The organism is Bradyrhizobium sp. 153 (assembly GCF_023073835.1).
Classification (GTDB): Bacteria; Pseudomonadota; Alphaproteobacteria; order Rhizobiales; family Xanthobacteraceae; genus Bradyrhizobium.
Map to the genome: position 1 here is coordinate 18914 of NZ_JADPKH010000016.1, position 26610 is coordinate 45523.

At 65.2% G+C, this 26610-nt stretch carries 20 protein-coding genes and 1 pseudogene; 15 read left to right on the forward strand and 6 right to left on the reverse strand.

Features of this window, described 5'->3' with window-relative positions; translation table 11 throughout:
• The first annotated feature begins 99 nt into the window (after positions 1–99).
• From tkt to IVA91_RS03830, 8 genes are all read left to right on the forward strand, one after another.
• Positions 100–2085: a transketolase gene (tkt, locus tag IVA91_RS03795; RefSeq protein ID WP_247278096.1), complete on the forward strand. Its 1986-nt coding sequence runs from the start codon at positions 100–102 to the stop codon at positions 2083–2085.
• 149 nt (positions 2086–2234) lie between these two features.
• Entirely contained in the window at positions 2235–3242 is a 1008-nt protein-coding gene (gap, locus tag IVA91_RS03800; protein WP_247278095.1) for a type I glyceraldehyde-3-phosphate dehydrogenase, read from the forward strand.
• Positions 3243–3392: 150 nt separating this feature from the next.
• Entirely contained in the window at positions 3393–4589 is a 1197-nt protein-coding gene (locus IVA91_RS03805; protein WP_247278094.1) for a phosphoglycerate kinase, read from the forward strand.
• Between the two features lie 57 nt (positions 4590–4646).
• Complete coding sequence (gene fba / locus IVA91_RS03810; RefSeq protein WP_247278093.1) at positions 4647–5714, forward strand: class II fructose-bisphosphate aldolase; 1068 nt, start codon at positions 4647–4649, stop codon at positions 5712–5714.
• A 233-nt stretch (positions 5715–5947) separates the two neighbouring features.
• A complete protein-coding gene (locus IVA91_RS03815) occupies positions 5948–6973 on the forward strand; it encodes a class I fructose-bisphosphate aldolase (protein WP_247278092.1) in 1026 nt (341 codons plus the stop codon).
• A 3-nt stretch (positions 6974–6976) separates the two neighbouring features.
• The gene (locus IVA91_RS03820; RefSeq protein ID WP_247278091.1) at positions 6977–7651 is read left to right on the forward strand and encodes a thiamine phosphate synthase; all 675 of its coding nucleotides are present in this window, start codon (positions 6977–6979) and stop codon (positions 7649–7651) included.
• Between the two features lie 8 nt (positions 7652–7659).
• Positions 7660–8742: a tetratricopeptide repeat protein gene (locus tag IVA91_RS03825; protein ID WP_247278090.1), complete on the forward strand. Its 1083-nt coding sequence runs from the start codon at positions 7660–7662 to the stop codon at positions 8740–8742.
• A gap of 84 nt (positions 8743–8826) precedes the next feature.
• The gene (locus IVA91_RS03830; RefSeq protein WP_247278089.1) at positions 8827–9618 is read left to right on the forward strand and encodes an inositol monophosphatase family protein; all 792 of its coding nucleotides are present in this window, start codon (positions 8827–8829) and stop codon (positions 9616–9618) included.
• A gap of 71 nt (positions 9619–9689) precedes the next feature.
• On the opposite strand, the gene IVA91_RS03835 is transcribed toward IVA91_RS03830, so the two are convergent.
• The 3 genes and pseudogenes from IVA91_RS03835 to IVA91_RS03845 form a co-directional block, all read right to left on the reverse strand.
• Positions 9690–12845 carry a multidrug efflux RND transporter permease subunit gene (locus IVA91_RS03835; protein ID WP_247278088.1) on the reverse strand — a complete coding sequence of 1052 codons (3156 nt, stop codon included), beginning with the start codon at positions 12843–12845 and terminating at the stop codon, positions 9690–9692.
• Positions 12846–12851: 6 nt separating this feature from the next.
• Positions 12852–14045 carry an efflux RND transporter periplasmic adaptor subunit gene (locus IVA91_RS03840; RefSeq protein WP_247278087.1) on the reverse strand — a complete coding sequence of 398 codons (1194 nt, stop codon included), beginning with the start codon at positions 14043–14045 and terminating at the stop codon, positions 12852–12854.
• Between the two features lie 231 nt (positions 14046–14276).
• Positions 14277–15306, reverse strand: a pseudogene (locus IVA91_RS03845) (cyclopropane-fatty-acyl-phospholipid synthase family protein).
• A gap of 167 nt (positions 15307–15473) precedes the next feature.
• Between IVA91_RS03845 and IVA91_RS03850 the strand changes: the two are divergent.
• From IVA91_RS03850 to IVA91_RS03865, 4 genes are all read left to right on the forward strand, one after another.
• Positions 15474–16490 carry a flagellar motor protein MotA gene (locus IVA91_RS03850; protein ID WP_247278086.1) on the forward strand — a complete coding sequence of 339 codons (1017 nt, stop codon included), beginning with the start codon at positions 15474–15476 and terminating at the stop codon, positions 16488–16490.
• A gap of 23 nt (positions 16491–16513) precedes the next feature.
• A complete protein-coding gene (locus tag IVA91_RS03855) occupies positions 16514–17542 on the forward strand; it encodes a peptidoglycan -binding protein (RefSeq protein WP_247278085.1) in 1029 nt (342 codons plus the stop codon).
• Entirely contained in the window at positions 17542–17988 is a 447-nt protein-coding gene (locus IVA91_RS03860) for a GNAT family N-acetyltransferase (protein ID WP_247278084.1), read from the forward strand. Before IVA91_RS03855 ends, IVA91_RS03860 begins: the two co-directional genes overlap by 1 nt.
• Before the next feature lie 79 nt (positions 17989–18067).
• Complete coding sequence (locus IVA91_RS03865) at positions 18068–18289, forward strand: hypothetical protein (RefSeq protein ID WP_247278083.1); 222 nt, start codon at positions 18068–18070, stop codon at positions 18287–18289.
• Between the two features lie 168 nt (positions 18290–18457).
• Here the strand turns inward: IVA91_RS03865 and IVA91_RS03870 are convergent, their stop codons facing one another.
• Positions 18458–20296, reverse strand: coding sequence for an ABC transporter ATP-binding protein/permease (locus IVA91_RS03870; protein ID WP_247458341.1), 1839 nt, complete (start codon positions 20294–20296; stop codon positions 18458–18460).
• 243 nt (positions 20297–20539) lie between these two features.
• Between IVA91_RS03870 and rpmE the strand changes: the two genes are divergently transcribed.
• Entirely contained in the window at positions 20540–20767 is a 228-nt protein-coding gene (gene rpmE, locus IVA91_RS03875; protein WP_007599895.1) for a 50S ribosomal protein L31, read from the forward strand.
• A gap of 159 nt (positions 20768–20926) precedes the next feature.
• Here rpmE and IVA91_RS03880 read toward each other — a convergent pair whose 3' ends face one another.
• Both IVA91_RS03880 and IVA91_RS03885 read right to left on the reverse strand, forming a co-directional pair.
• Positions 20927–21436, reverse strand: coding sequence for a DUF1465 family protein (locus tag IVA91_RS03880; RefSeq protein WP_247278082.1), 510 nt, complete (start codon positions 21434–21436; stop codon positions 20927–20929).
• Positions 21437–22017: 581 nt separating this feature from the next.
• Positions 22018–22209 carry a DUF1192 domain-containing protein gene (locus IVA91_RS03885; RefSeq protein WP_247278081.1) on the reverse strand — a complete coding sequence of 64 codons (192 nt, stop codon included), beginning with the start codon at positions 22207–22209 and terminating at the stop codon, positions 22018–22020.
• Positions 22210–22313: 104 nt separating this feature from the next.
• On the opposite strand from IVA91_RS03885, the gene IVA91_RS03890 reads away from it, so the two are divergent.
• A complete protein-coding gene (locus IVA91_RS03890) occupies positions 22314–23312 on the forward strand; it encodes an NAD(P)H-quinone oxidoreductase (protein ID WP_247278080.1) in 999 nt (332 codons plus the stop codon).
• A 139-nt stretch (positions 23313–23451) separates the two neighbouring features.
• On the forward strand, positions 23452–26328 hold the full coding sequence (locus tag IVA91_RS03895; RefSeq protein WP_247278079.1) for an EAL domain-containing protein: 2877 nt from the start codon (positions 23452–23454) through the stop codon (positions 26326–26328).
• The last annotated feature ends 282 nt before the right edge of the window (positions 26329–26610 follow it).

Consider the following 26610-nt stretch of genomic DNA (forward strand, 5'->3'; position numbering starts at 1 on the left):
CGAGGTGCTATCCCAGCCCGGACCTTCAGTGGCCGCCAGGCTCCTTCCCGCGCGGGCGTACATCGCCTCCAAGCGCTTCATTTCAGACGGATTTCAGACATGACGCAGGTCGATCACACCCGTATGGCCAACGCGATCCGCGGCCTCTCGATGGACGCCGTCGAGAAGGCCAAATCGGGCCATCCGGGCCTGCCGATGGGCGCTGCCGACATCGCCACCGTGCTGTTCACCCAGTTCCTGAAATTCGACGCCTCCGCGCCGGCCTGGCCGGATCGCGACCGCTTCGTGCTCTCGGCCGGTCACGGCTCGATGCTGCTCTATTCGCTGCTGTACCTAACCGGCAATTCCGAGATGACGCTGGACCAGATCAAGCAGTTCCGCCAGGTCGATTCGCTCACCCCAGGACACCCCGAGAATTTCCGCACCAGGGGTATCGAGACCACCACCGGCCCGCTCGGCCAGGGCATCTCCACCGCGGTCGGCATGGCGCTCGCCGAGAAGATGCTGGCAGCCGAGTTCGGTAAGAAGATCGTCGACCACCACACTTACGTGCTCGCCTCCGACGGCGACCTGATGGAGGGCGTGTCGCAGGAAGCGATCGCGATGGCCGGGCACTGGAAGCTGAACAAGCTGATCGTGCTCTACGACGACAACGGCATCTCCATCGACGGCCCGACCACGCTCTCCGATTCCGTCGACCAGGTGAAGCGCTTCAAGTCGGCAGGCTGGGCGGCCGAGAAGATCGACGGCCAGAACCAGGCCGCGATCACCGACGCGATCACGCGCGCCAAGAAATCGAACAGGCCGACGCTGATCGCCTGCCGCACCACCATTGGCTTCGGCGCGCCGCACAAGGCCGGCACGTCGAAAGTGCATGGCGAGGCGCTCGGCGCCGACGAGCTCAAGGCCGCCAAGGAAAATCTCGGCATCTCGCTCGAGCCATTCGCGGTCGCCGAGGACGTGCTGAAGGCGTGGCGTGACGCCGGCCGTCGCGGCGCAGCAGCGCGCCAGGAATGGGAAGCACGGCTCGGTGAGCTCGGCAGCCGAAAGCGCGCCGAGTTCGAGCGCCGCCTGCGCCATGAGCGCCCGGCCTCGCTGGCAAAGGCGCTGCGGGCGCACAAGAAGGAGCTGTTGGAAAAGCCGCTGACGGCGGCGACCCGCAAATCGTCGGAGGCGGCGATCGAGGCGATCGCGGCCGCGATGCCGATGGAATTCCTGGCGGGCTCCGCCGACCTCACCGGCTCCAACAACAACAAGGCCAAGTCGGCGACCGCCTTCTCCGCCAAGACGCCGAAGGGCCGCTTCATCCATTACGGCATTCGCGAGCACGGCATGGCCGCCGCGATGAACGGCATCTTCCTGCACGGCGGCTTCGCGCCGAACGGCGCGACCTTCCTGGTGTTCACCGACTACGCACGTCCCGCGATGCGCCTTGCCGCGCTGATGGGCGCCGGCGTCGTCTATGTGATGACGCACGATTCAATCGGCCTCGGCGAAGACGGTCCGACTCATCAACCGGTCGAGCATCTCGCCGCATTACGCGCCATTCCCAACATGCGCGTGTTCCGTCCTTGCGATTCGATCGAGGTCGCCGAGTGCTGGGAGCTCGCGCTCAACCGCGTCGACGGCCCGACCGTGCTGGCGCTGACGCGCCAGAACCTGCCGCAGCTCCGTACCAGCGCACCGAACGACAATCCCTGCGCGGCCGGCGCCTATGAGCTGGTCGCAGCTCAGGGCGAAGCCAAGGTGACGCTGTTCGCCTCCGGCTCAGAGGTGGAGATCGCGGTCGCCGCCCAGAAGCAGCTCGCCAAACGCGGCATCGCGTCACGGGTGGTCTCTGTTCCTTCGCTCGAGCTGTTGTTAGCGCAACCAGAGGCCAAACGCGCCGCGATCATCGGGAACGCGCCGGTCAAGATTGCGATCGAGGCCGCCGTGCGCTGGGGCTGGGACGCCGTGATCGGCCAGGACGGCGAATTCATCGGCATGCATTCCTTCGGCGAAAGCGGTCCTGTCAAGGAGCTCTACAAGCATTTCGGCATCACCGCCGAGGCCGCGGTTAACGCTGTGCTGAAGCGCGTTTCCTGAGAGTTGAGCTTGCCGCAAAAAAGGACTACCTAATCTCCCATATGATCAAGCACCGCCCGGCCGAACCGGGCGCCCGCCCCTAAAAAACCCTCGCAGGCGCACGAAAGCGCGTTGTGCGGGATGACAACGGTCATTGAAGGAGACGAAACATGGCAGTCCGCGTCGGAATTAACGGTTTTGGCCGCATTGGCCGCAACGTCCTGCGGGCTATCGCGGAGTCAGGCCGCAAGGACATCGAGGTGGTCGGCATCAACGACCTCGGCCCGGTCGAGACCAACGCCCATCTGCTCCGTTTCGATAGCGTCCATGGCCGTTTCCCCGGCACGGTCACCGTCGACGGTGACTCGATCAACCTGGGCAATGGCAAGATCAAGGTGACCGCCGAGCGCGATCCCTCGAAGCTGCCCTGGAAAGATCTCGGCGTCGATGTTGCGCTGGAGTGCACCGGCATCTTCACCTCGAAGGACAAGGCGTCTGCGCATCTGACCGCCGGCGCCAAGCGCGTGCTGGTCTCCGCGCCCGCCGACGGCGCCGATGCCACCATCGTCTACGGCGTCAACCACGACACGCTGACCAGGGATCATCTGGTCGTCTCCAACGGCTCCTGCACCACGAACTGCCTCGCGCCGGTCGCCAAGGTGCTGAACGATCTCGTCGGCATCGAGACCGGCTTCATGACCACGATCCACGCCTATACCGGCGACCAACCGACGCTGGACACGCTGCACAAGGATCTCTACCGCGGCCGCGCCGCCGCGATGTCGATGATCCCAACCTCGACCGGCGCCGCCAAGGCGATCGGCCTCGTGCTGCCCGAGCTGAAGGGCAAGCTCGACGGCGTCGCGATCCGCGTGCCGACCCCGAACGTCTCGGTCGTCGACCTCAAGATCGTCGCCAAGCGCGCCACCGACGCCAAGGAGGTCAACGCGGCGATGAAGCGCGCCTCCGAGCAGCAGCTCAAGGGCATCCTCGGCTACACCACCGCGCCGAACGTCTCGATCGACTTCAATCATGACCCGCACTCCTCGACCTTCCACGAGGACCAGACCAAGGTGCAGAACGGCACGCTGGTGCGCGTGATGTCCTGGTACGACAACGAGTGGGGCTTCTCGAACCGTATGGCGGACACCGCCGTCGCGATCGCGAAGGTGATCTAAGGCCGCTCTCGTCCCGGACGCGATGCAGCGTGAAATGCTGCTTCGCAGATCCGGGACCCATTCAACCGCGGGACTCGCCGCAACGTGCGGTCCCGGTTCTGCACAGCGGCACTACGCGCCGCTAGTAGCGCCCGGGACAAGGGGCCTCCAATGACGAAATCATTCCGCACCCTCGACGACGTCGACGTGAAGGGCAAACGCGTATTGCTGCGCGTCGATCTGAACGTACCCATGGAGAATGGGCGCGTCAGCGACGCAACGCGGCTCGAGCGCGTCGCCCCGACCATCAGCGAGATCTCCGACAAAGGCGGCAAGGTCATCCTGCTCGCGCATTTCGGCCGGCCGAAGGGCCGCGATCCCAAGGAATCGCTCAAGCCGGTTGCCGAAGCCCTGTCCAAGGTCGTGAAGAAGCCCGTTGCCTTCGCCGACGACTGCATCGGCGAGCCGGCGGCCAAGGCCGTCGCCAGCTTGAAGGACGGCGACATTCTCTGCCTGGAAAACACCCGCTTCCACAAAGAAGAGGAAAAGAACGATTCCGCCTTCGTCGCGGAACTGGCAAAGCTCGGCGACATCTGGGTCAATGACGCGTTCTCGGCGGCGCACCGCGCCCACGCCTCGACCGAAGGCCTCGGCCACAAGCTGCCGGCCTATGCCGGCCGCACCATGCAGGCCGAGCTCGACGCGCTAGAGAAGGCGCTGGGCTCGCCGACCAAGCCGGTCATCGCGATCATCGGCGGCGCGAAAGTTTCGACCAAAATCGACCTGCTCGAAAACCTCGTCACCAAGGTCGATGCGCTCGTGATTGGCGGCGGCATGGCCAACACCTTCCTGCACGCCCAGGGCGTCGCGGTCGGCAAGTCGCTGGCCGAGAAGGATCTCGCCGCCACTGCGCTGCGCATCATGGAGAAGGCGGAAGCCGCCAATTGCGCCATCATTCTCCCCGTGGACGCCACCGTGGCTTACCATTTCGCCGCCAACGCGCCGTCGCATGCCTATGGGCTTGATGCGATCCCTGCCGACGGCATGATCCTCGACGTCGGCCCGCAATCCATCGTGCGCGTTCACGCCGCGATCGACGATGCGGCGACGCTGGTCTGGAACGGACCGCTCGGCGCCTTCGAGATGCAGCCGTTCGACCGCGGCACGGTCGCGGCCGCCAGGCACGCCGCCGAACGCACCAAGGCGAAGAAGCTGATCTCGATCGCGGGCGGCGGCGACACCGTTGCCGCGCTCAACCAGGCCGGCGTCGCCGGCAGTTTCACCTATGTCTCGACCGCCGGTGGCGCGTTCCTTGAATGGATGGAAGGCAAGCCCCTGCCCGGCGTCGAGGTGCTGCGCATCAAGTAAGCTTTAAGTCGGCAAACATTGAGTGGCCTTGCAGGCCCAAACCGGAGAAAAAGACAGATGGCTCGGATCACGTTACGTCAACTGCTCGACCATGCGGCGGAAAACGATTACGGCGTACCGGCCTTCAACATCAACAACATGGAGCAGGCGCTGGCGATCATGGACGCGGCCAACCAGGTCGACGCGCCTGTCATCATCCAGGCCTCGCGCGGCGCGCGCTCCTACGCCAACGACGTCATGCTCAAGCACATGATGGACGCGGTGACCGAGATCTATCCGCACATTCCGGTCTGCGTGCATCTCGACCACGGCAACGAGCCGGCGACCTGCATGACCGCGATCCAGGCCGGCTTCACCTCGGTGATGATGGACGGCTCGCTCAAGGCCGACGGCAAGACCCCCGGCGACTGGGCCTACAATGTCGGCGTCACCAAGACCGTGACCGACATGGCCCATCTCGGCGGCATCTCGGTCGAAGGCGAACTCGGCGTGCTCGGCTCGCTCGAGACAGGCATGGGCGACAAGGAGGACGGCCACGGCGCCGAAGGCAAGCTCAGCCACGACCAGCTCCTGACCAATCCCGACGAGGCCGTGAAGTTCGTGAAGGAGACCAAGGTCGACGCGCTCGCGATCGCGATGGGCACCTCCCACGGCGCCTACAAGTTCACCCGCAAGCCGGACGGCGACATCCTCGCCATGAACGTGATCGAGGAGATCCACCGCAAGCTGCCGAATACGCATCTCGTGATGCACGGCTCCTCATCGGTGCCGCAGGACCTCCAGGACATCATCAACGCCTATGGCGGCAAGATGAAGCCGACCTGGGGCGTGCCGGTGGCCGAGATCCAGCGCGGCATCAAGAACGGCGTGCGCAAGATCAACATCGACACTGACAACCGCATGGCGATGACCGGCCAGATCCGGAAAGTGCTCAAGGACAATCCGGAGGAGTTCGATCCGCGCAAGTACCTGAAGCCGGCAATGGAGGCGATGACCAAGCTGTGCAAGCAGCGCCTCCAGGAGTTCAATACCGCCGGCCAGGCCTCGAAGATCAAGAAGGTGCTGACCACCGCCGAGATGGCCAAGCGCTACGCCAAGGGCGAGCTCGATCCCCGCGTCGCATAGCGATCGCGCTGGCGTAACGCCCTTAGGCATACCTCCCGTCATTCCGGGACACGCGAAGCGTGGGCCCGGAATCCATAACCACAGCCGGGGGTTATGGATTCCGGGCCTGCGCCTTTCGGCCATCCCGGAATGACAGAAGGCCCTTCACCCTGCGACGAACGTTAACTCGGCAATTGCCCGAGAACGGTCTATTTTCACGGGCAAGGGCAGAATCGTTTTGGGAGGACCTCTCGATGAATCTGACTGAGCTCAACAGGATTGCGACCGCCATGGTCGCGCCCGGCAAGGGCATCCTTGCCGCCGACGAATCCTCCGGCACCATCAAGAAGCGTTTTGACGCAATCGGCGTGGAATCCACGGAAACCAACCGCCGCGACTATCGCGAGATGCTGTTCCGCTCGAAGGAGGCCATGAGCCAGTACATCTCCGGCGTGATCCTCTATGACGAGACGATCTGGCAGGACGCGAAGGATGGCACGCCGCTGATCAGGCTGATCGAGGAGACCGGCGCCATCCCCGGCATCAAGGTCGACGAAGGTACGCAAGCCTTGCCGATGTGCCCGGGCGAACTCGTTACCGTCGGCCTCGATAAGCTCGCCGAGCGCCTGCAGAAATATTACGAGCGCGGCGCGCGCTTTGCCAAATGGCGCGCGGTGATCGACATCGGCAGCGCCATTCCCTCGATGACCGCGATCAGTGTCAACGCCCATGCGCTGGCGCGCTATGCCGCGCTGTGCCAGGCCGCGCAGATCGTGCCGATCGTCGAGCCGGAGGTGCTGATGGATGGCGATCACGACATCGATCAGTGCTATGAGGTGACGCAACGCGTGCTCAACACGACATTTCAGGAGTTGCGCGTGCAACGCGTCGCGCTCGAGGGCATGGTGCTGAAACCGAACATGGCGATCTCAGGCAAGAAGTGCGCGAAACAGGCTTCCGTCGAGGAAGTCGCGGAGAAGACAGTGCGGCTGCTGAAGGCCTGCGTGCCGGCGGCGGTGCCGGGCATCGCCTTCCTCTCCGGCGGCCAGTCCGACGAGGAGGCGACCGCGCATCTCAACGCCATGCACAAGCTTGGCCCGCTGCCCTGGAGCCTGACTTTCTCCTACGGCCGCGCGCTCCAGGCCGCGCCGCAGAAGGCCTGGTCCGGCAAGGCGGAGAACGTCGCGGCCGGACAGCGTGCCTTCAGCCACCGCGCGCGGATGAACGGCCTTGCGTCCAAGGGCGAATGGCAAAGCAGCCTGGAACAGAAGGCAGCCTAGACCTTGTCGAACAAGCCGCCTCCGCCGCGCCCGGCGCCGCGTCTCTATCTCGCGACGCCTGTTGTCGACAATCCGGCATCGCTCGTCGCCGAGCTGCCTGCCCTGCTCGCCTCTGCCGATGTCGCCGCCGTGCTGCTGCGGCTGAAGGAGACCGACCAGCGCACCATGATCTCGCGCATCAAGGCCTTGGCGCCGCCGGTGCAGAAGGCAGGGGCCGCGTTGCTGGTCGACGGTCATGCCGAGCTGGTCGCGCGGGGCGGCGCCGATGGTGCGCACCTTACCGGCCTTGCCGCGCTGGAAGAGGCGGCGCCCTCGCTCAAACCGGATCGCATCGCCGGCGTCGGCGGGCTTGCCACGCGCCACGATTCCATGAGCGCGGGCGAAATAGGCGCCGATTACGTGCTGTTCGGCGAGCCTGACGCCAAGGGGCAGCGTCCGTCGTCACAGGCGATCGCCGAGCGGCTGGACTGGTGGGCCGAGCTGTTCGAGCCGCCTTGCGTCGGCTTTGCCACCTCGCTGGAAGAGGCTTACGACTTCGCCGCCAGCGGCGCTGATTTCGTGCTGGCCGGCGAGTTCATCTGGGCCGATCCGCGCGGGCCCAAGGCCGCGTTGATCGAGGCCGATGCTGCCATCAAGAAGGCCCATGCGACGGCGCCGGCTCGCCAGGAGCACGGCTAGCACCGGACATGAAGCTCCCGCGCATCACCATTTTGGCCACGCTGCTGCTCACAGTGCCTGCGGCCGCGCAGCTCCAGATCACCCCGCCGGCCACAACGCCGAGCGCGGCACCTGAGAAACCGAAGCCGAAGCCGCACGCGCTCACCAACAAGAAGGAGGCTGCACCGGCGCCGAAGCCTTCAGCCTCCCCGAAGCCGGCCCCCTCCTCCAAGCCGGCCCCGGCCGCGACCGTGATCCCCGCGCCGCCGACCGACAATTCCAATGTCGATCTGGTGTTCGGCGCCTACCAGCGCGGGCAGTACAAGACGGCGTTCGAGCTCGCCACCGCCCGCGCGCAAGGAGGCGATCCCAAGGCGATGACCATGCTCGGCGAGCTCTATTCCAACGCCATGGGCATCCGCCGCGACTACGCCAAGGCGCAGGAATGGTACAAGCGCGCTGCGGACGCCGGCGACCGCGAGGCGATGTTCGCGCTCGCCATGCTGCGCATCTCCGGCCGCGGCGGCCCGGTCGACAAGGCCGAAGCGGTCAAGCTGATGGCGTCCGCCGCCAAGCTCGGCGAGCCGAAGGCGGCCTATAACCTCGCTTTGCTGTATCTCGACGGCCAGACGCTACCGCAGGACGTCAAGCGGTCCGCCGAGCTGCTGCGCCAAGCCGCCGATGCCGGCCTTCCCGAGGCGCAATACGCGCTCGCGACCTTCTACAAGGAAGGCACCGGTGTGCCGAAGGACCCCGAACGGGCCGTGCGGCTGCTCCAAGCCGCTTCGCTCGCCGACAATGTCGATGCCGAAGTCGAATATGCCATCGCCATGTTCAACGGCACCGGCACGCCGCAGAACCAGCCGGGGGCTGTCGCGTTGCTCCGCAAGGCATCCCGCCAGGGCAGCGCGATCGCGCAGAACCGGCTGGCCTGGGTGCTGATCAACGGCATGGGCACGTCCGTGGACAAGATCGAAGGCTTCAAATGGCACCTGGTGGCCAAGACCGCCGGCAAGGGTGACCCGGAGCTCGACAAGCAATTGTCCGATCTGCCGGCCGAAGACCGGGCCAAGGCCGAGGCCGCGGCCAAGAAATGGCTTGGGACCAAATGACTTGACCTTGGCGCCCTCGCAGGGCACCCCATCCCTTAACAGGCGCGATTTCGCGCCATTTCCCCCCGATCAAGACCAGAGCTCATGCTGTACTCCGCAACGATCAATGTCATGGTGAAGGCTGCGCGTCGCGCCGGCCGCAGCCTCAAGCGCGATCTCGGCGAGATCGAGCATCTTCAGGTCTCGCTGAAGGGCCCGGCGAATTTCGTCTCGCTCGCCGACAAGCGGGCCGAGGAGATCCTCTACCAGGACCTCGCCAAGGCGCGGCCCGGCTACGGTTTCATCGGCGAAGAGGGCGGCACTCGCGAAGGCAGTGACAAGAGCCATACCTGGATCGTCGATCCCTTGGACGGCACCACCAACTTCCTGCACGGCATCCCGCAATTCGCGATCTCGATCGGCCTTGCACGCGAGGGCACGGTCATCGCGGGCGTGATCTACAACCCCGCTAACGACGAGCTCTACATCGCCGAGCGCGGCAAGGGCGCCTTCCTCAATGACCAGCGGCTGCGCGTGGCCGGCCGCCGCCAGCTCAACGAATGCGTGGTGGCCTGCGGCCTGCCCCATCTCGGCCGCGGCGACCACGAGGAATTCCGCCGCGAGATGACCGCGATCCAGGACCGCGTCGCTGGCCTGCGCCGCTTCGGCGCCGCCTCGCTCGACCTCGCCTTCGTCGCCGCCGGCCGTCTCGACGGCTATTGGGAACGGAATCTGTCACCCTGGGACATCGCGGCCGGCCAGATCATGGTGCGGGAAGCCGGCGGCACGGTGAGCGATATCGACACGCCCGGCGATGCGCTGGTGACCGGACATCTCGTGTGCGGGAACGAGTTCGTGCACGGGGAGCTTGTGAAGATCTTGCGGAAGTCGGCGTAAGGTGCCGCCACAGCGACGCTGCGCTCCCTCGCCCCGCAACCGGGCGAGGTAAGGGATGTGACGCGACCTGCTTAGTGTCGAACCGGCGCCGGCGGCCCGTAGGCCTCGCCTTCCTTCGCCGCCACCGGCTCCCGATCCCCGCCCAACACGCGCTGCACCGAGACGAAGAACACCGGCACCATCAAGAGCGCCAGGATCACCACCGCGATCATGCCGCCCATCACGACGGAGCCGAGCGCTTGCTGGCTGGCGCCGCCGGCGCCGTGGGCGATCGCCATCGGCAGCACGCCGCAGATGAAGGCGAGGCCGGTCATCAGGATCGGGCGGAAGCGCAGGCGGCAAGCCTCGATGGTGGCCTCCACCAGCGGCTTGCCCTCCTTGCGCAGATCTTTCGCGAACTCGATGATCAGGATCGCGTCCTTTGCGGCAAGGCCAATGATGGTGATCAGGCCGACGGTGAAGTAGACGTCGTTGGGCAAGCTCCGCAGCGTCGCTGCGACGACCGCGCCGACGATGCCCAGCGGCACGGTGAGCAGCACCGCGAGCGGAATGGTCCAGCTTTCATAGAGTGCGGCAAGGCACAGGAACACCACGAACACCGACAGCGCCAGCAGGAACGGCGCCTGCGAGCCCGAGAGCTTCTCCTGGAGTGACTGCCCCGTCCATTCATAACCAAAGCCGCGCGGCAACCTGCCGGCGAGCCGCTCCATCTCGGCGATCGCATCGCCCGAGGTGAAGCCGGGTTTCGCCTCGCCGGAGATGCGCACAGCCGGGTAGTAGTTGAAGCCGGCGATCTGCGTCGGCCCCCGCGCCCATTCCACCGTGGCGAACGAGGAGAACGGCACCAGCTGGCCGCGGCTGTTCTTGACGTTGTAGTTGAGGATGTCCTCGGTCCGCATGCGGTCGCGGGCGTCGGCCTGCACCACGACGCGCTGCATGCGGCCGCGGTTCGGGAAGTCGTTGATGTAGTTCGAGCCGAGATTGGTCGAGATCGTGTTGTTGATGTCCTCGAAGGTGACGCCGAAGGCGCCGGCCTTCTCGCGGTCGATCACGAGATTGACCACGCCGGCCTCGGGCAGGCCTTCGATATAGACCTTCTGCAGCACGGGGCTCGCATTGGCTTCGGCGATCAGTTGATCCGCGGCGCGCATCAATTGCTGATAGCCCTTCTGGCCGCGGTCCTGGAGACGGAACGAGAAGCCCGAGGAATTGCCGAGATTGTCGATCGGCGGCGGCTGGAGCGCTGAGATCTTTGCATCGCGAACGGAAGACGACAGGTCGCGGTTGATGTCGTTGACGATCGCGGCGGCGGAGTCCTTTGGCCCGCGTTCCGACCAGTCCTTCAAGGTGATGAACGCCTGCGCGGTGTTCATGCCCTGGCCGGAGAAGCTGAAGCCGGTGAGGAAGGTGACGTTGTCGACGCCCGGCCGCTGTGCCAGATATTTTTCCACCTTTTCGATCACGGCTTCGGTGCGCGCGTAGGACGAATCCGACGGCGTCTGCACGTCGGTGGTGACGAAGCCCTGATCGTCGACGGGCAGGAAGCCGCCGGGCAGGTTGATGAAGGCCCAGGACAAGCCGACCAGCAGCGCGGCGTAGACCAGCATCAGACGGCCGGTCCGCTTCAGCGAGAATCCGACGGTTCGGGAATAGCGCTCCTTGCCGCCTTCGAGCATGCGGTTGAACCAGCCGAACACGCCCCTCTTCGCGTGACCGTGGCCGGCCTCGACGGGCTTGAGCAGGGTCGCGCACAGCGCCGGCGTCAGCGACAGCGCCAGGAAGGCGGAGAAGCCGATCGCTGCGACCATGGTCACCGAGAACTGGCGATAGATGATGCCGACCGAGCCCGGGAAGAATGCCATCGGCACGAACACCGCCATCAACACCAACGTGATGCCGATGATGGCGCCGGTGATCTGCGACATGGCTTTCCGCGTCGCTTCCTTCGGCGGCAGGCCTTCCTCGGCCATGATGCGTTCGACGTTCTCGACCACGACGATGGCGTCGTCGACGAGGATGCCGACCGCGAGCACCATGCCGAACATCGAAAGCATGTTGATGGAGTAGCCGGCAAGCAGCAGCGTGGAGCAGGCCCCGAGCAACGCCACCGGCACCACGATGGTCGGAATGATGGTGTAGCGGATGTTCTGGAGAAACAAGAACATCACCACGAAGACCAGCACCACGGCCTCGACCAGCGTCGACAGCACCTTCTTGATCGAGGCTTCGACCACCGGCGTGATGTTGTAGGGAATCTCGTAGGTGATGTTCGCCGGAAAGAAGCGCGACAGCTCCTTCATCTTCGCTTCGACCGCGCTCGCGGTTGCCAGCGCGTTGCCGGTCGGCGACATCAGCACCGACAGGCCGGCGGTCGGCTTGCCGTCGAGGCGCGTGTTGAACTGGTAGCTGAGGCCGCCGACCTCGATACGTGCGACGTCGCGCAGGCGCACGGTCGACCCGTCGGCATTGGCGCGCAGGATGATGGCGCCGAACTCGTCCGGGGACGAGAGCTGGCCTTTGACCAGCACCAGCGCGGAGGTGCGCTGGCTCGACGTCGACGGCTCCGCGCCGATGCTGCCCGAGGCGACCTGCGCGTTCTGCGCGGCGATGGCCTTGTTGACGTCGTCGGCGGTCAGCCCATAACCGACGAGCTTGGCCGGATCGACCCAGACGCGCAAGCTGCGCTCGGTCGAGTAGAGCGTGGCGCGGCCGACGCCGGGAATGCGGCGGATCTCACCGAGCACGTTGCGGATCATGAAGTCGCCGAGGCCGACCTCATCGAGGCTGCCGTCGGTCGAGTTCAGTGTGATGATCTGAAGCACCGCGCTGGAGGCTTCCTCGATCAAGATGCCCTGCTGCATCACGGCGCGCGGCAGGCGCGCCTCGACGCGCTTGATGCGGTTCTGCACCTCGACCGAGGCCGCGCTGGTATCGGTGCCCGGCTGGAAATTCGCGATGATCTCGACCTGGCCGAGCGAGTCGCTGGTCGATTCGAAGTTGAGGATGTTGGCCGCGCCGTTGAGCTCCTCCTCGATCAGCCGCGTGACGCTGTTGTAGAGGTTCTCCGGGGAGGCGCCGGGATAGCTGGTCGAAACCGAGATCGAGGGCGGCGCGATGATCGGATATTGCGCGATCGGCAGCAGCGGAACCGCAATCGCACCGATCAAGCAGATGAATAGCGCAACCACCCAGGCGAAAATCGGCCTGTCGATGAAGAAACTCGGCATGGCGCGTTACCGCGTGAGCTTCTGGGCGTGCCGGTTGTCCGCAGTCGCGTCCGCCTCCGACCAGGATTGCGGTTTGACCTTGTCGCCGGCCGCGAATTTCTGGAAGCCTTCGACCACGACCTTGTCTCCGGCCTTCAGGCCTTCGGTGACGAACCAGAGTCCGTCCTGCACCGAGCCGGTGCGCACCGCCTGCACCGCGATGTGGTTGTCGTCCTTGACGACGAAGACCTCGCTGCCGCCGCCGCCATTGCGCTGGATCGCCTGCTGCGGCACCGCGATCGCGTCGCTATCGAGACCCTGATCGATGCGAACGCGGACATACATGCCCGGCAGGAGCTCGCGCTTGGGATTGGGGAACTCGCCGCGCAGCGTCACCTGGCCGGTATGGGCATCGACCTTGGCGTCGGAAAACAGCAGCTTGCCGTCGAGCGAATAGATGGTGTTGTCATCGAGCACGAGGCGCACCTTGGCGGCGTCGGCCGCAATACGCTCGAGATCGCCGCTTTCGAAGGCGCGCCGGAGCTGGTTGAGCTCGGTCACCGACTGGGTGAAATCGGCATAAATCGGATCGAGCTGCTGGATGCTGGCGAGATTGGTCTCGTTCTGCACGACGAGCGCGCCCTCGCTGACCAGCGCCGCACCGACGACGCCGTCGATCGGCGCGCGCACGGTGGCGTAATCGAGGTTGAGTTTTGCGCGCGCGAGTTCGGCCTTGCGGCCTTCGACCTCGGCCTGGGCCTGCCGCTCGGCGGCGATTGCCTTTTCGTTCTCGGCCTCCGGCGCGGCGCGATCCTTGGTGAGCGCAGCGACGCGGCGTGCCTGCTGGTGCGCTTGCATCGCAGCAGCCTCGGCCTTGGCGACCGCGGCCTCGTTGGCCATCACCTCGACCTCGAATGGGCGCGGATCGATGCGGTAGAGCGGATCGCCCGCCTTCACTTCGCTGCCTTGCCGGAACAGGCGCTCGACCACGATGCCGGAGACGCGCGGCCGCACGTCGGAGACGCGGGTCGGCGCGATGCGGCCCGGCAGCTCACGCACCACCGCACGGGGCTGCGGCTTGACGACGACGATGCTGACGTCAGGATCGGCCGGCGGGGCGGCGGACACGGCGGAGCTGGACTCCTCGCAGCCCGCCAGCAGCGGCGCTAAGGCCGCGAGCATCATTGCAACGCATGCCGATCGCGCACGAAGTCCTGACATGAAGTGGGGTGCCCCGATGTTGTTGAAACTGATCATGCTCGCGCGAGGCCCGTTCTGGGCCTTTTACACGCGGCTGATGCCGCCAAAATAGAATGCATCTGCTGCGATGCAACGCATGGCGCGGGCGGCTCATTGTCACACAGCGTATGGTGTTGAGTTGAGGCGCTTTTTGCCCTGTCACTTGATTGTGAGTCGGGGTCCACCGCCGCGTGCTGCGACGGAACATCGCAATTACTCGGCGGCCTTCATCCGGTAGTGGCTGACGCCCCATTCGGTTCCATCAGCGTAGCCGAACAGGCCCGACGTCGCGAGGAGAAACCAGCGCCAGCGCCGCATCCAGAGTGCGGTCTCCTCGCCATAGACCTTGCGCAACGCGGCCTCGATGGTGTCGCGATGCGCATCGAAATTGGCGAGCCAGTCATTCGCGGTGTGTTGGTAATGCGCGCCGCTCCAGCACCATTCCTTCTCGATTGCGAAGATGTCGTCGAATTGCCTGACGAGGTGATGGCTCGGCATCAATCCGCCCCGTGAAGGCGTGCTGCGCGATCCAATCCTCGCGATTCGCTGGGTTGAACAGATGGGAGCCGGAGCGATGAGTGACCACATGCATGAAGAAGCGTCCGTCGGGCGCGAGCCATGCGCGCAGGCGTGTCATCAGCTTGCGCCAGTTCATCATGTGCTCGAACGTCTCGACCGAGATGATGCGGTCGAACTGCCCCTCGGGCGCGAACACGTTCATGTCGGCGATCACGACCCGCAGGTTCGACAGCCCGCGCCGCCGCGCCTCATCCTCGACATAAGCGCGCTCCGCCTGCGAGGCCGACACGGCCGTCACCTTCGCGTGCGGAAACTGCCGCGCGATCCGCAGCGATAGCGAGCCCCAGCCGCAGCCGAGCTCGAGGATGGTCTGCCCGTCGGCAAGACCGGCATGCTCGACGGTCTGGCGTAGAGCCTCCTCCTCCGCCTCCTGCAAGGAGGTCGCGTCGGTTTTGTAGAAACAGCAGGAAAATTTGCGGTTGGGGCCGAGCACTTGCGCGAAGAACGAAGCAGGCACCTGGTCGTGCCGGCCGCCGGCAGCATCGGCGTCCTCGGCGATCGGCCGCAGCATCATCCGCCCGGCGAAGGCGGCATCGTCGACCGCCCCCAGCGTGGACAGGCGCGTCGCCGTGCGCGAGCACAGGCGCTGGATCGCGGCACGAATCACGACGTCCGGTAACGGCACACGTTCGGCAGTCCCGATGATCGCGGAAACGACGCTCATGCGGCCCCCGAATGGCGAGCTCTTGCAGACACCTGCCTATCAAAGCGCGGCTTCCGGCCCAGGTTCCCCAAGCTCTCCCCGAAATCGGCGCATCCGGCGCTTTTTTTGGGCTGGCGCTGTGCCATAGTGTGCGCCGCAAGCAAGCTTCGTAACGGATGATATCGGCCATGCCGTCTGGCACTTCCCGCTCCACCATGGATATCGAGTACACAAAACTGTCCTCGCCCAGCGTCTTCCTGGTGCGGATGCTGGTCTTCCTGGTTCTGTGTACGCTGGTCGGCGTGGTGCTCTACAAGCAGATCATCCAAGCCTTCTTCGCCAATCCCGGCCTTAATGCCCTGATCGGGGCGGTGCTGTTCATCGGCATCGTGCTGGCCTTTCGTCAGGTCATTCGGCTCTATCCCGAAGTCTCCTGGGTCAACAATTTCCGCATCGCCGATCCCGGCCTGGCGCCGGCCCGGCACCCGAAGCTGCTGGCGCCGATGGCGGCGATCCTCGGCGGCGAGCGCTCGGGGCGGATGACGATCACCCAGACCACGATGCGGCATCTGCTCGATTCGATCGCGACCCGCCTGGACGAAGCCCGGGACATCTCCCGCTACATGACCGGCCTGCTCGTCTTTCTCGGCCTGCTCGGCACCTTCTGGGGCCTGATCGAGACGGTCGGCTCGGTCGGCAAGGTGATCGACGGCCTCAAGGTCGGTGGCGATGCCGGCGCGCTGTTCGACACCTTGAAGGAAGGCCTCGCCGCCCCGCTCGGCGGCATGGGCATCTCGTTCTCCAGTTCGCTGTTTGGCCTCGCCGGCTCGCTGATCCTCGGCTTCCTCGACCTGCAATCGAGCCAGGCGCAGAACCGCTTCTACACCGACCTGGAAGACTGGCTCGCCAGCACCGTGCGCGAATATGGCAATGGCGAAGTGGCGGTCGCTTCCGGCGGCGGTGGCGTCGCCAGCGGCGAGCTCCAGGCCGCGGTCGAGCGGCTGCGCTCCGTGTTCGAGGAAGGCAGCGCCAGCCGCGGCACTACCGCGGCGATGGCGAGCCTTGCCGAAGCGATCCAGGCGCTGGTCTCGCACATGCGCACCGAGCAGCAGATGATCCGCGAATGGGCCGACGGCCAGGGCGAGCAGAACCGCGAGATCCGGCGCCTGCTCGAGCGCCTCGCCCGCCAGCCCGAGAAGAGTTGAGCAGCTAATACGGAAAGGCGATCATGGCTCTTGCCCGCGCCCGCCGCAGCGAAGGCACCTTCAACTACTGGCCCGGATTCGTCGACGCCTTGTCGACCCTGGTGCTGTCGATCGTGTTCCTGCTGTCGGTCTTCCTGGTTGTGCAGTTCTTCCTGTCGCAGGAGGTCACCGGCAAGGACAAGGCGCTGGAGCAGCTCAACGCCAAGATCGCGCAGCTCAACGAGCTCCTGTCGCTGGAGAAGCTCGGCAAGCTCACGCTCGACGACCAGGTCTCGCAACTGAAGGCGGGACTTGCCTCGGCCGAATCCGAGCGCGACCGCATCAAGGGCCTCTATGAGGGGCTCGCCAATGCCGGCAACGACGCGCAAGGCAAGACCGCCGAGCTCGGCAAGGCACTGGACTCCGAGAAAGCGGTCTCGGCGCGGGCGCTGGCGCAGATCGAGGTGCTGAACCAGCAGATCAGCGCGCTCAGGCGGCAATTGGCGGCACTTGAAGAGGCGCTGGATGCCTCCGAGAAGCGCGACAAGGAATCGCAGAACCGGATCGCTGACCTCGGTTCTCGCTTGAATGTTGCTTTGGCGCAGCGCGTGCAGGAATTGTCGCGCTACCGCTCGGAATTCTTCGGGCGCCTGCGCGCCATCCTCGGCAACCGCCCCGACATCCGGATCGTCGGCGACCGCTTCGTGTTCCAGTCCGAAGTGTTCTTCGATACCGGACAGGCGACCTTGCTGCCCGAAGGCCGCGCCGAGCTCGACACCTTGGCGGCAGCGCTGATCGAGCTCGACAAGAAGATCCCGAGCGAGATCCCGTGGGTGCTGCGCGTCGACGGCCACACCGATGTGCGTCCGGTCAATGGCCCGAACTTCAAGTCGAACTGGGAACTGTCGGCCGCCCGCTCCATTTCGGTGGTGCAGTACCTGGTCTCGCTCGGCGTGCCGGCCCAGCGCCTCGTCGCCGCCGGCTTCGGCGAATTCCAGCCGCTCGATCCCGGCAACACCGAGGAGGCCTATAAGCGCAACCGCCGCATCGAGTTGAAGCTGACGGAGCGGTAGTGAGCGCCCTCCGCCTCCGCCCCTACCGACCCGAGGACGAGGCGGCCACGATCGACCTCTGGCATCGCACCTGGCAGCAGGCCTATCCGCAGATCGATTTCGCGGCGCGGCTGGACTGGTGGCGGGAGCGCTGGCGCAAGGACCTGGTGCCGAAAGCCTCTATCGTCGTCGCCGAGCAGGATGGCGCGCTCAGCGGCTTCGTCACCATCGACGATGACGGCTATCTCGACCAGCTCGTGGTCGATCCCGCGCACTGGGGCTCGGATGCAGCCAGGCTGCTGGTGGAAGAAGCCAAGCGGCTGTCGCCCTCAGGCGTTACGCTGCTCGTCAACAAGGACAACGCCCGCGCCATCCGCTTCTACGAGCGCAACGGCTTTGCCCATGCCGGCGACGATGTGAACCCGACCTCGGGGCGGCCGGTGCTGAAGATGGCGTGGCGGGCGTGAGGCCCGTCACGCCGGGATCCCGCGACGTTCGTTAGTCGTTGTAGTCAGAGCAGCGATGACAAGCGGATGAAGACGATCGATGAAGCTGCGCGATCTGGCCAAGGGTTGCTCGGTTTTTCTGGCCGTCATCGTCGCCGGATATGTGTCGACGGCCTATGTCGACCAGCGCTTTGCGACGCAGGTCAACACAACGAGTTCTCCGGCGAGCAGCCCTGCGCCATCGGCCTGCGTCGATAATGACGGCAGCTGGAAGAACTGGCCGTGGCCGAACGTGCCGGCGCTCTCGCCGAAGTGCCGGTAAAGACGGCTCCTTCACCGCTGTCATTACCCGCGCAGGCGTGTGATCCAGTATTCCAGAGACAGCACTTGAACCGAGACGCCGCGGCGTACTGGATCGCCCGCTTTCGCGGGCGATGACACTGTGGGTGGGGGCAGCGATCGCTGCGCCTCACGTCGATCGCTCAGGCTCTCACGCCCCCTCGAACTGCAACCGCGCCAGCCTCGCGTAAAGCCCGTTCGCTGCCACGAGTTCGGCATGCGTGCCCTGCTCGACGACCCTGCCCTGGTCCATCACCAGGATGCGGTCGCAGGACAAGACGGTGGCGAGGCGATGGGCGATCACCAGCGTGGTGCGGTGGCGCATCAGCTCTTCCAGCGCGGTCTGCACCAGCGTTTCGCTTTCAGCATCGAGCGCGGAGGTGGCTTCATCCAGCAGCAGCAGCGGCGCATCGCGCAGGATGGCGCGCGCGATGGCGATGCGCTGGCGCTGGCCGCCGGAGAGCGTCACGCCGCGCTCGCCGAGCGCCGTCTCGAAGCCTTCGGGCAGCCGGCGGATGAACTCGGCGGCATGCGCGAGCTCGGCGGCGCGCTCGACCTCGGCATCGGTCGCATCCGGCCGGCCGAAGCGGATGTTCTCGCGAGCGCTTGCCGCAAACACCACCGAGTCTTGCGGCACCAGCGCGATGCGGGCGCGAACATCGCGCGGGTCGGCGGATCTGACCGGCACGCCGTCGAGCGAGATCGCGCCGCTGCGCGGATCGTAGAAGCGCAGCAGCAGATGAAAGATCGTGCTCTTGCCGGCGCCGGACGGACCGACGATCGCGACCTTCTCGCCCGGATGCACGGTGAACGACACCGCATCGAGCACGTTAACGTCGCGCCGCGCAGGATAGGCGAAGCTGACCCGATCGAAGCCGACCTCGCCGCGCGCCGGCATTGGCAAGGCGCGAGGCGCGGCGGGCGCGGTGATCTCGGGTCTTACATGCAAGATCTCGAACAGGCGCTCGGCAGCACCGGATGCCGCCGACACTTCGCCCCAAACCTCGCTGAGCTGGCCGAGTCCCGCCGCGGCGAACACGGCATAGAGCACGAACTGGCCGAGCCGACCGGGCGTGATCGCACCGGTGAGCACGTCATGCGAGCCGATCCAGAGGATCGCGACAACGCTTGCGAACACGATGAAAATGATGATGGCGGTGAGCACGGCGCGGGCCTGGGTCGAGGTGCGCGCCGCCTCATAAGCCTGCTCGACATTGCCGCCGAAGCGCTTCTCGGCGAACTGCTCGCTGGTATAGGCCTGCACGGTGCGGATCGCCCCGATCAGCTCGCCGGCATAGGCGGAGGCATCGGCGAGCGTGTCCTGCGCATTGCGCGACAGCCGCCGTACCCAGCGCCCGAAAGCCACCAGCGGCAGCACGATCAAAGGTATGGCCAACAGCACGAAGCCTGACAATTTCGGGCTGGTGATCACCATCATCGCGGCGGCGCCGAGAAACATCATCAGATTGCGCAGCGCGATCGACACCGAGGCGCCGACGGCGGATTTGATCTGGGTGGTGTCGGCGGTGAGCCGCGAGATCAGCTCGCCGCTGCGCGCGGAGTCGAAGAAGGTCGGCGAAAGCGACAGCAGATGCCCGAACACGTCGCGCCTGAGGTCGGCGACGATGCGCTCGCCGATCGTCATCACGAGGTAGTAGCGCGCCGCGCTCGCCAGCGCGAGCACGGCAACCACCGCAAGCATCACCGAGAAGTAGCTGTTGATCAGCTCGATGCCCTCGGGCGTCAGGCCGAAATCGATCATCCGGCGCACCGCGACCGGCACCAGCAGCATGGTCAGTGCGGCGACAGTCAGCGCGAGGAAGGCCAGTGCCGCGCGGCCGCGATAGCGGCTGATATAGGGCGCGAGCGCGAGCAGCGGCCGCAGCTTGGCGCGGCCCTTGGCGGGCTGCTCGATCAGATCGGCCTCGATCGATGAGGTGTCGGCGGAATTCAGTTGGGAATTCACTTGGGAATTCACCTGGGAATTCATTTCAGGCTGATCGACATATTGGTCATCAAGCCGTTCCACTGCGCTCATGAGATCCGACCCATTGCATTCGTTTGCTCCCAATAGGCCGGAGCAAGGGTACTGGCAAATCCGGGATGTCCCTTAGGGGAAGCCCGGTTCACCGCCCGCGATGGCTTGTTTTGCAGGGGGTGGTGAGGTATAGAGCCGGCCAAATCCGTCATTCGCTAGCCACCCAAGAAGGCGCCGGGGCGCCGAGGAATTGCCATGAAAGCCGAAATTCACCCGAACTATCATACGATTAAGGTCGTTATGACCGACGGAACCGAGTACCTGACCCGCTCGACCTGGGGCAAGGAAGGCGACACGCTGAACCTCGACATCGACCCGAAATCGCACCCGGCCTGGACCGGCGGCAACGCCCAGCTCATGGACCGCGGCGGCCGCGTCTCGCGCTTCCAGAAGAAGTTTTCGGGCTTTCTCAAAAAGGATTGATCCGGCTGCAGGCTGGAGACGAAAAACGCCCCTGGGAGACCGGGGGCGTTTTTGTTTTCTATCACGCTGTCGTTCCGGGGCGGCTCGGAGAGCCGAACCTGGAATTTCGAGATTCCGGGCACGATGCTCACGCATCGCCCCGGAATGACGCTGAGACCCCTACCGCTCGAACGCAGCCTTCAGCGCGTTGAGGTGCGGCACCAGCGGGTTGCCGATCGCGACGTGGTCGGCGGGCGGGGTGTGGATGGTGGTGTCGAGGCGGCGCACGCGGGTCTGAAGGCTCATCGAGCGGTGGATCAGGTCCTGGAGCTGCGCGGGCAGCTTCTCGATGGTGTCGGCGGGGCCCGGATCGGCGGCGGTCAGCTTCACCTTGGTCTTCTCGCGATTGGCCTGGCTCAGCGTCATCTCGCCTTCTTTCACCGCGCGGTGCAGCAGCAGCCACGAGGCGAGCTGCATCAGGCGGGTCGTGAGACGCATGCTCTCGGTTGCATAAGTCAGGCTAACGGCACGGTCGAGCGCCTTGGCCTCCGTGCGCCCGGCGCCGTCGAGATAGGCGGCGGTTTCCTCGACGAGGTCCATGCCCTCGCGGAACAGGACGCCGAACGCCGCAGAATTGGTGAACCGCTCGCTGAGTTGAACGAGAGCGCCGTCGGCTTGCAAACGTTCCATGGTTAACGCCCCTTACGCAACTGTCTGACTGTCCGGCTTGGCGCCGGCTTATGATGAACAAATCATTGCCCGGGCAGGACGCCGAGTCCAGCCACAAGCGCGGATATGGTTTCCGCGGGTCTTTCCCAGGGATTCAACCGTAACGAGACGCAAAAAGGCGGAGTGGAGGCAAAAAAAGAGCCGCCGGAGACCGGCGGCTTTGAAAGTTGATAACAGGGAGGCGTCAAACAGAGTGGACAGGAGCCACTCGGTGTCCAAACGAGGACAGTTCCAGTCATAAACCCGAAAGCTTAATCTGAAGTAAACGAGCTAATTTTTTGAGAGTTCGTTAGCCATGTCGGCCAATGGCTGAGTGGGGTCTCGTGCCCCGGACGCTGTGCCGCACGAACGCCCTCACCCGTCATTCCGGACGCGACGAAGTCGCGAGCTATGATGCGCAATTGCGCATCTGAGAATCCATAAGCGCGGACGGATGGAGCGGCCCGCCTCTATCAGAGTGCCCGCTTCGATTTCCTGGGGTTATGGATTCCGGGCTCGGCGCTGACGCGCCGCCCCGGAATGACGGCGAAGAGATGAAGAGATTACGACTTGAAAACACTGTTCGCCGCATCGCGCGAGGCGCGCTTCTTGGTGGCGGCTTCTTCCAGCCTTGCGATCTCGGTCTTGAGCAGGATGACGCGCTCGGTTAGTTCCTCGACCGACAAGAGTGAGAGATCCTGTCCGATTTCATGGCTGATCTTCTTGCGCGGCCGGTCGTCGTCTTCCATCGGCATCGTCGTTCCTCCTGCGTTCGCGGCTGAGGCGGTTGCCAGCTTGGAGCGCGCTGGCTAAGCAATGGCCTCGTTCCCATTTCCGCACCTTTGCTCAAGGACACATCATGGACAAGCTGCCCGCGCAAATGACCGTGGTCGCTATCTCCCAGCCCGGCGGACCGGAGGTGCTGGTGCCGGAACAACGGGCCGTGCCGCAGCCCGGTCCTGACGAGATCCTGGTCAAGGTCGAGGCCGCCGGCGTCAACCGGCCCGACGTCGCGCAGCGCTCCGGCGCCTATCCGCCGCCGCCCGGCGCCAGCGACTTGCCGGGCCTGGAGATCGCGGGCGAAGTGGTGGCGGTCGGCAGCAATGCCAAGCGGCACAAGGTTGGTGACAAGGTGATGTCGCTCGTCGCCGGCGGTGGTTATGCGCAGTACTGCATCGCGCAGGACGCCCATGCCATGAGCGTGCCGCCGTCGCTGTCGATCAAGGAAGCCGGCGCACTGCCGGAAACTCTGATGACGGTCTGGCACAACGTGTTCGAACGCGGCGGCCTCAAGGCCGGCGAGACGCTGCTGATCCATGGCGGCTCCTCCGGCATCGGCACCATGGCGATCCAGCTCGCCAAAGCGTTCGGCGCAAAAGTGTTCGTCACCGTGGGGTCGCAGGACAAGATCGATGCCTGCCTCAAGCTGGGTGCCGACCGCGCCATCAATTACAAAACTGAAGACTTCGTCGCCGTGATCAAGGAAGAGACCAACAAGGCCGGCGTCAACCTGATCCTCGACATGGTCGCCGGCGATTATGTCGATCGCAACTATGACGCCGCCGCAGTTGACGGCCGCATCGTCCAGATCGCGACCCTCAACGGCCCCAAGGTCAACGTCAACGTTGCCAAGGTGATGGTGAAGCGCCTCACCCATACCGGCTCGACGCTGCGCCCCCGTAGTAATGCGGACAAGGCGGCGATGGTGGCCGCGATCGAGGCGAAAGTGATGCCGCTTTTGCGTGAAGGGCGCATCAAGCCGCTGATGGACAGCACTTTCCCGCTGGAAAAGGCAGCCGATGCGCACCGGCGCATGGAGACGAGCGCACATATTGGCAAAATTGTGTTGGAGGTGTAGGCCGCCGGCCCACAGGGCAAGGCGGAAACCCTTTGATTTTCCTCGCTTTCGTGGCATCTATCGCGACGCACCGAACCAATTCTGTCCGGTCTGAAATCGCCTTGCACTCGAAGTTTGCGTCGAACGCGGAGAACTGACCTTGCGTCTGATCAGGTGCCTCGCGCCCATCGCGCTGGGCCTCATGATGCTCGTTGCCGCGTCCCCTGCACGCGCGCTCGACGCTGTCAGCGTTCGCAGTGACGCGCCCGCGATCGATCTCACCGGTGTGCTCGAGCATCAGCGCAGCGATGCTGATCGCATCCAGGTTTCGACCGCGCCCGGCACCGACGGCATCGTCCGCCGCATCGAGGTGCGCGCCCGCGAAGGCGGCCAGAACTGGGTGGTGTTCGCCCTCGCCAACAACACCGACGACCAGCTCGACCGCCTGATCGTCGCTCCGCATTACCGCATCGTCTCGTCAGGGCTGCTCTGGCCCGACCTCGGTCTGTCGCGCATCGCCACCATCACGCCTTCGACCGGTGACCGGCCCGAGCGGCAGGAAAGTCCGACCGCCGATGTCTTCCGCATCACGCTCGACCCCGGCGCCGTCATCACCTTCGTTGCCGAGCTGCGCACCGACAAGCTGCCGCAGCTCTATCTGTGGGAGCCGGAAGCTTACAAGGACAAGGTCAACTCGTTCACGCTCTACCAGGGCATCGTGATCGGCATCTCCGGCTTGCTCGCCTTAGTGCTGACCATTCTGTTCGTGGTGAAGGGCAGCATCATGTTCCCGGCCGCCGCGGCGCTAGCATGGGCGGTGCTGGTCTATATCGGCGTCGATTTCGGCTTCTGGGGCAAGGTGCTCGACATGTCGAACAACGCCGAGCGCATCTGGCGCGCAGCGGGCGAAGCGATCCTGGCGGCGACGCTGCTGGTGTTCCTGTTTGCCTATCTCAACCTCAGTCGCTGGCATGTGCGCTATTCGCACATCACGGTGGGCTGGCTCGCCTTCCTGGGATCGCTGGTGGCGCTTGCGTTATTCGATCCGGCGGTCGCCTCCGGCATCGCGCGTATCTCGCTGGTGCTGATCGCCTTCGCCGGCTTCGCGCTGATCGTCTATCTCTCCACCCACGGCTTCGACCGCGCGGTGCTGCTGATCCCGACCTGGTTCCTCCTGGTGGTCTGGGTCGTGGCGGCCGGTATGACGGTCGCCGGCTCCGTTACCAACGACATCGTCGGCCCGGCCCTGCTCGGCGGCCTCGTGCTGATCGTGATGCTGATCGGCTTCACGGTGATGCAGCACGCCTTCGCCGGCGGCGGCGCCTCGACCGGTGTCGTCTCCGACATCGAACGGAGGGCGCTGGCGCTGGCCGGCTCCGGCGATCTGATCTGGGACTGGGACGTCTCCGCCGACAAGGTCTTCACCAGTCCCGAGACCGAGGCCCTGCTCGGCCTCAAGCGCGGCACGCTGGAAGGCCCCGCTGCCTCGTGGCTCGAAGTGCTGCACCCGCTCGATCAGGATCGCTTCCGCGCCGCGCTGGACAGCGTGCTCGACCAGCGCCGCGGCCGCCTGGTGCAGGATTTCCGCCTGCGTACGCCGGACGGCCACTTCATGTGGTTCGCGCTGAAGGCGCGCCCGGTGGTCGGCTCCGACGGCGAGGTCTCGCGCGTGGTCGGCACGCTCACCGACGTCACCGAGCTGCGCAACGCCGAAGAGCGCCTGCTGCACGATTCCGTGCATGACAACCTCACCGGCCTGCCCAACCGAAAACTGTTCATGGACCGGCTGGGTGCGGTGGCGCATTTCGCCAAGACCATGCCGACGCTGCGACCGACGCTGATGGTGATCGACCTCGACCGCTTCAAGCAGGTCAACGATTCCGTCGGCATCGCGGTCGGCGATTCCATCCTGCTGACGCTCGCCCGCCGCCTCACCCGCATCCTGAAGCCGCAAGACACGCTGGCACGGATGGCCGGCGACCAGTTCGGCCTGATCCTGCTCTCGGAGCAGGACCCCGCCCGCATCACCGCCTTCGCCGAGACCATCCGCAAGACCATCCGCGCCCCGATCGCCTTCAACGATCGCGAGATCTTCCTCACGGCCTCGATCGGCCTCGCTTTGTCTGATCCGCAGACCCAATTGACGGACGAGATCATCAAGGACGCCGAGCTCGCGATGTATCACTCCAAGCGCATCGGCGGCGACCGCATCGACGTCTACAAGCCGGCAATGCGTGCGCGGAAGACCGACCGGCTGACGCTGGAGAGCGAATTGCGCCGCGCCATCGAGCGGCAGGAGATCACGATCCTGTACCAGCCGATCGTGCGGCTGGAGGATCGTTCGATCGCCGGCTTCGAGGCGTTGGCGCGCTGGGACCACCCGAAGCTCGGGCGCATGGCGCCTTCGGAATTCATCACCATCGCGGAAGAGACCGGGCTGATCGTCGACCTCGGCATGTTCGTGCTCGACCAGACCGCAAAGCAGCTCGCGGTGTGGCAGCGCGCGATGCGCTCGCGCGAGCCGATCTTCGCCTCCGTCAACGTGTCGTCGCGGCAGCTGCTGCGCCACGATCTGATCCACGACATCCGTACCGTGCTGTCGCGCTCCTCGGTCGCGCGCGGCACGCTGAAGCTGGAATTGACGGAATCGCTGGTGATGGAGAATCCGGAGCATGCGGCGCAGATGCTGACGCGCATCCGCGAGCTCGGCACCGGGCTGTCGCTCGACGATTTCGGCACCGGCCATTCCTCGCTGGCCTATCTCCAGCGCTTCCCGTTCGACACCATCAAGATCGACCAGTCCTTCGTGCGCACCACCAACCGCGGCACGCGCCCGGTGATCCTGAAATCGATCATCGCGCTCGCGCATGACCTCGGCATGGACGTGGTGGCCGAAGGCGCCGAGACCGATTCCGACGCGGTCGAGCTCTACCAGATGGGCTGCGAATACGCGCAGGGCTTTGCCTTCGGGGAGCCGATGGATGCCGATGCCGCGATGCGGCTGCTGACGGAAATGCGGCTGGAAGCGGCGAGCTGAGCGTTCTCTTCTTCCTCCATCGTTTCGAAAAAAGGTGGCGCGACCTCTCTTACCCTCCCCTGGAGGGCAGGGCTATCGCGCGTAGCGCGAGCGGGGTGGGGTGATCTCTCCACTCGGGCAGTGTTCGCGGCGGAGAGACTGTCACCCCACCCCGCTACGCATTCCGCTTCGCTGCATGCGCAGCGACCCTCCCCCTCCAGGGCAGGGGAATCGCATGTGAGCGTTCTCTGTAAGGCATTGCGAATTGGGCAGAAATCGATTCTGAAGGTGGCTCCTGAGTTG

What these genes read in the sequence shown, in the direction of transcription:
- fba (WP_247278093.1), top strand. Translation starts at nt 4,647, where the DNA reads ATGGCTCGGATCACGTTACGTCAACTGCTCGACCATGCGGCGGAAAAC.
- IVA91_RS03830 (WP_247278089.1), top strand. Translation starts at nt 8,827, where the DNA reads ATGCTGTACTCCGCAACGATCAATGTCATGGTGAAGGCTGCGCGTCGC.
- IVA91_RS03840 (WP_247278087.1), bottom strand. Translation starts at nt 14,045, where the DNA reads ATGTCAGGACTTCGTGCGCGATCGGCATGCGTTGCAATGATGCTCGCG.
- IVA91_RS03890 (WP_247278080.1), top strand. Translation starts at nt 22,314, where the DNA reads ATGGACAAGCTGCCCGCGCAAATGACCGTGGTCGCTATCTCCCAGCCC.
- gap (WP_247278095.1), top strand. Translation starts at nt 2,235, where the DNA reads ATGGCAGTCCGCGTCGGAATTAACGGTTTTGGCCGCATTGGCCGCAAC.
- IVA91_RS03835 (WP_247278088.1), bottom strand. Translation starts at nt 12,845, where the DNA reads ATGCCGAGTTTCTTCATCGACAGGCCGATTTTCGCCTGGGTGGTTGCG.
- IVA91_RS03865 (WP_247278083.1), top strand. Translation starts at nt 18,068, where the DNA reads ATGAAGCTGCGCGATCTGGCCAAGGGTTGCTCGGTTTTTCTGGCCGTC.
- IVA91_RS03815 (WP_247278092.1), top strand. Translation starts at nt 5,948, where the DNA reads ATGAATCTGACTGAGCTCAACAGGATTGCGACCGCCATGGTCGCGCCC.
- IVA91_RS03805 (WP_247278094.1), top strand. Translation starts at nt 3,393, where the DNA reads ATGACGAAATCATTCCGCACCCTCGACGACGTCGACGTGAAGGGCAAA.
- IVA91_RS03870 (WP_247458341.1), bottom strand. Translation starts at nt 20,296, where the DNA reads ATGAATTCCCAGGTGAATTCCCAAGTGAATTCCCAACTGAATTCCGCC.
- IVA91_RS03855 (WP_247278085.1), top strand. Translation starts at nt 16,514, where the DNA reads ATGGCTCTTGCCCGCGCCCGCCGCAGCGAAGGCACCTTCAACTACTGG.
- rpmE (WP_007599895.1), top strand. Translation starts at nt 20,540, where the DNA reads ATGAAAGCCGAAATTCACCCGAACTATCATACGATTAAGGTCGTTATG.
- IVA91_RS03825 (WP_247278090.1), top strand. Translation starts at nt 7,660, where the DNA reads ATGAAGCTCCCGCGCATCACCATTTTGGCCACGCTGCTGCTCACAGTG.
- IVA91_RS03850 (WP_247278086.1), top strand. Translation starts at nt 15,474, where the DNA reads ATGCCGTCTGGCACTTCCCGCTCCACCATGGATATCGAGTACACAAAA.
- IVA91_RS03885 (WP_247278081.1), bottom strand. Translation starts at nt 22,209, where the DNA reads ATGCCGATGGAAGACGACGACCGGCCGCGCAAGAAGATCAGCCATGAA.
- IVA91_RS03880 (WP_247278082.1), bottom strand. Translation starts at nt 21,436, where the DNA reads ATGGAACGTTTGCAAGCCGACGGCGCTCTCGTTCAACTCAGCGAGCGG.
- tkt (WP_247278096.1), top strand. Translation starts at nt 100, where the DNA reads ATGACGCAGGTCGATCACACCCGTATGGCCAACGCGATCCGCGGCCTC.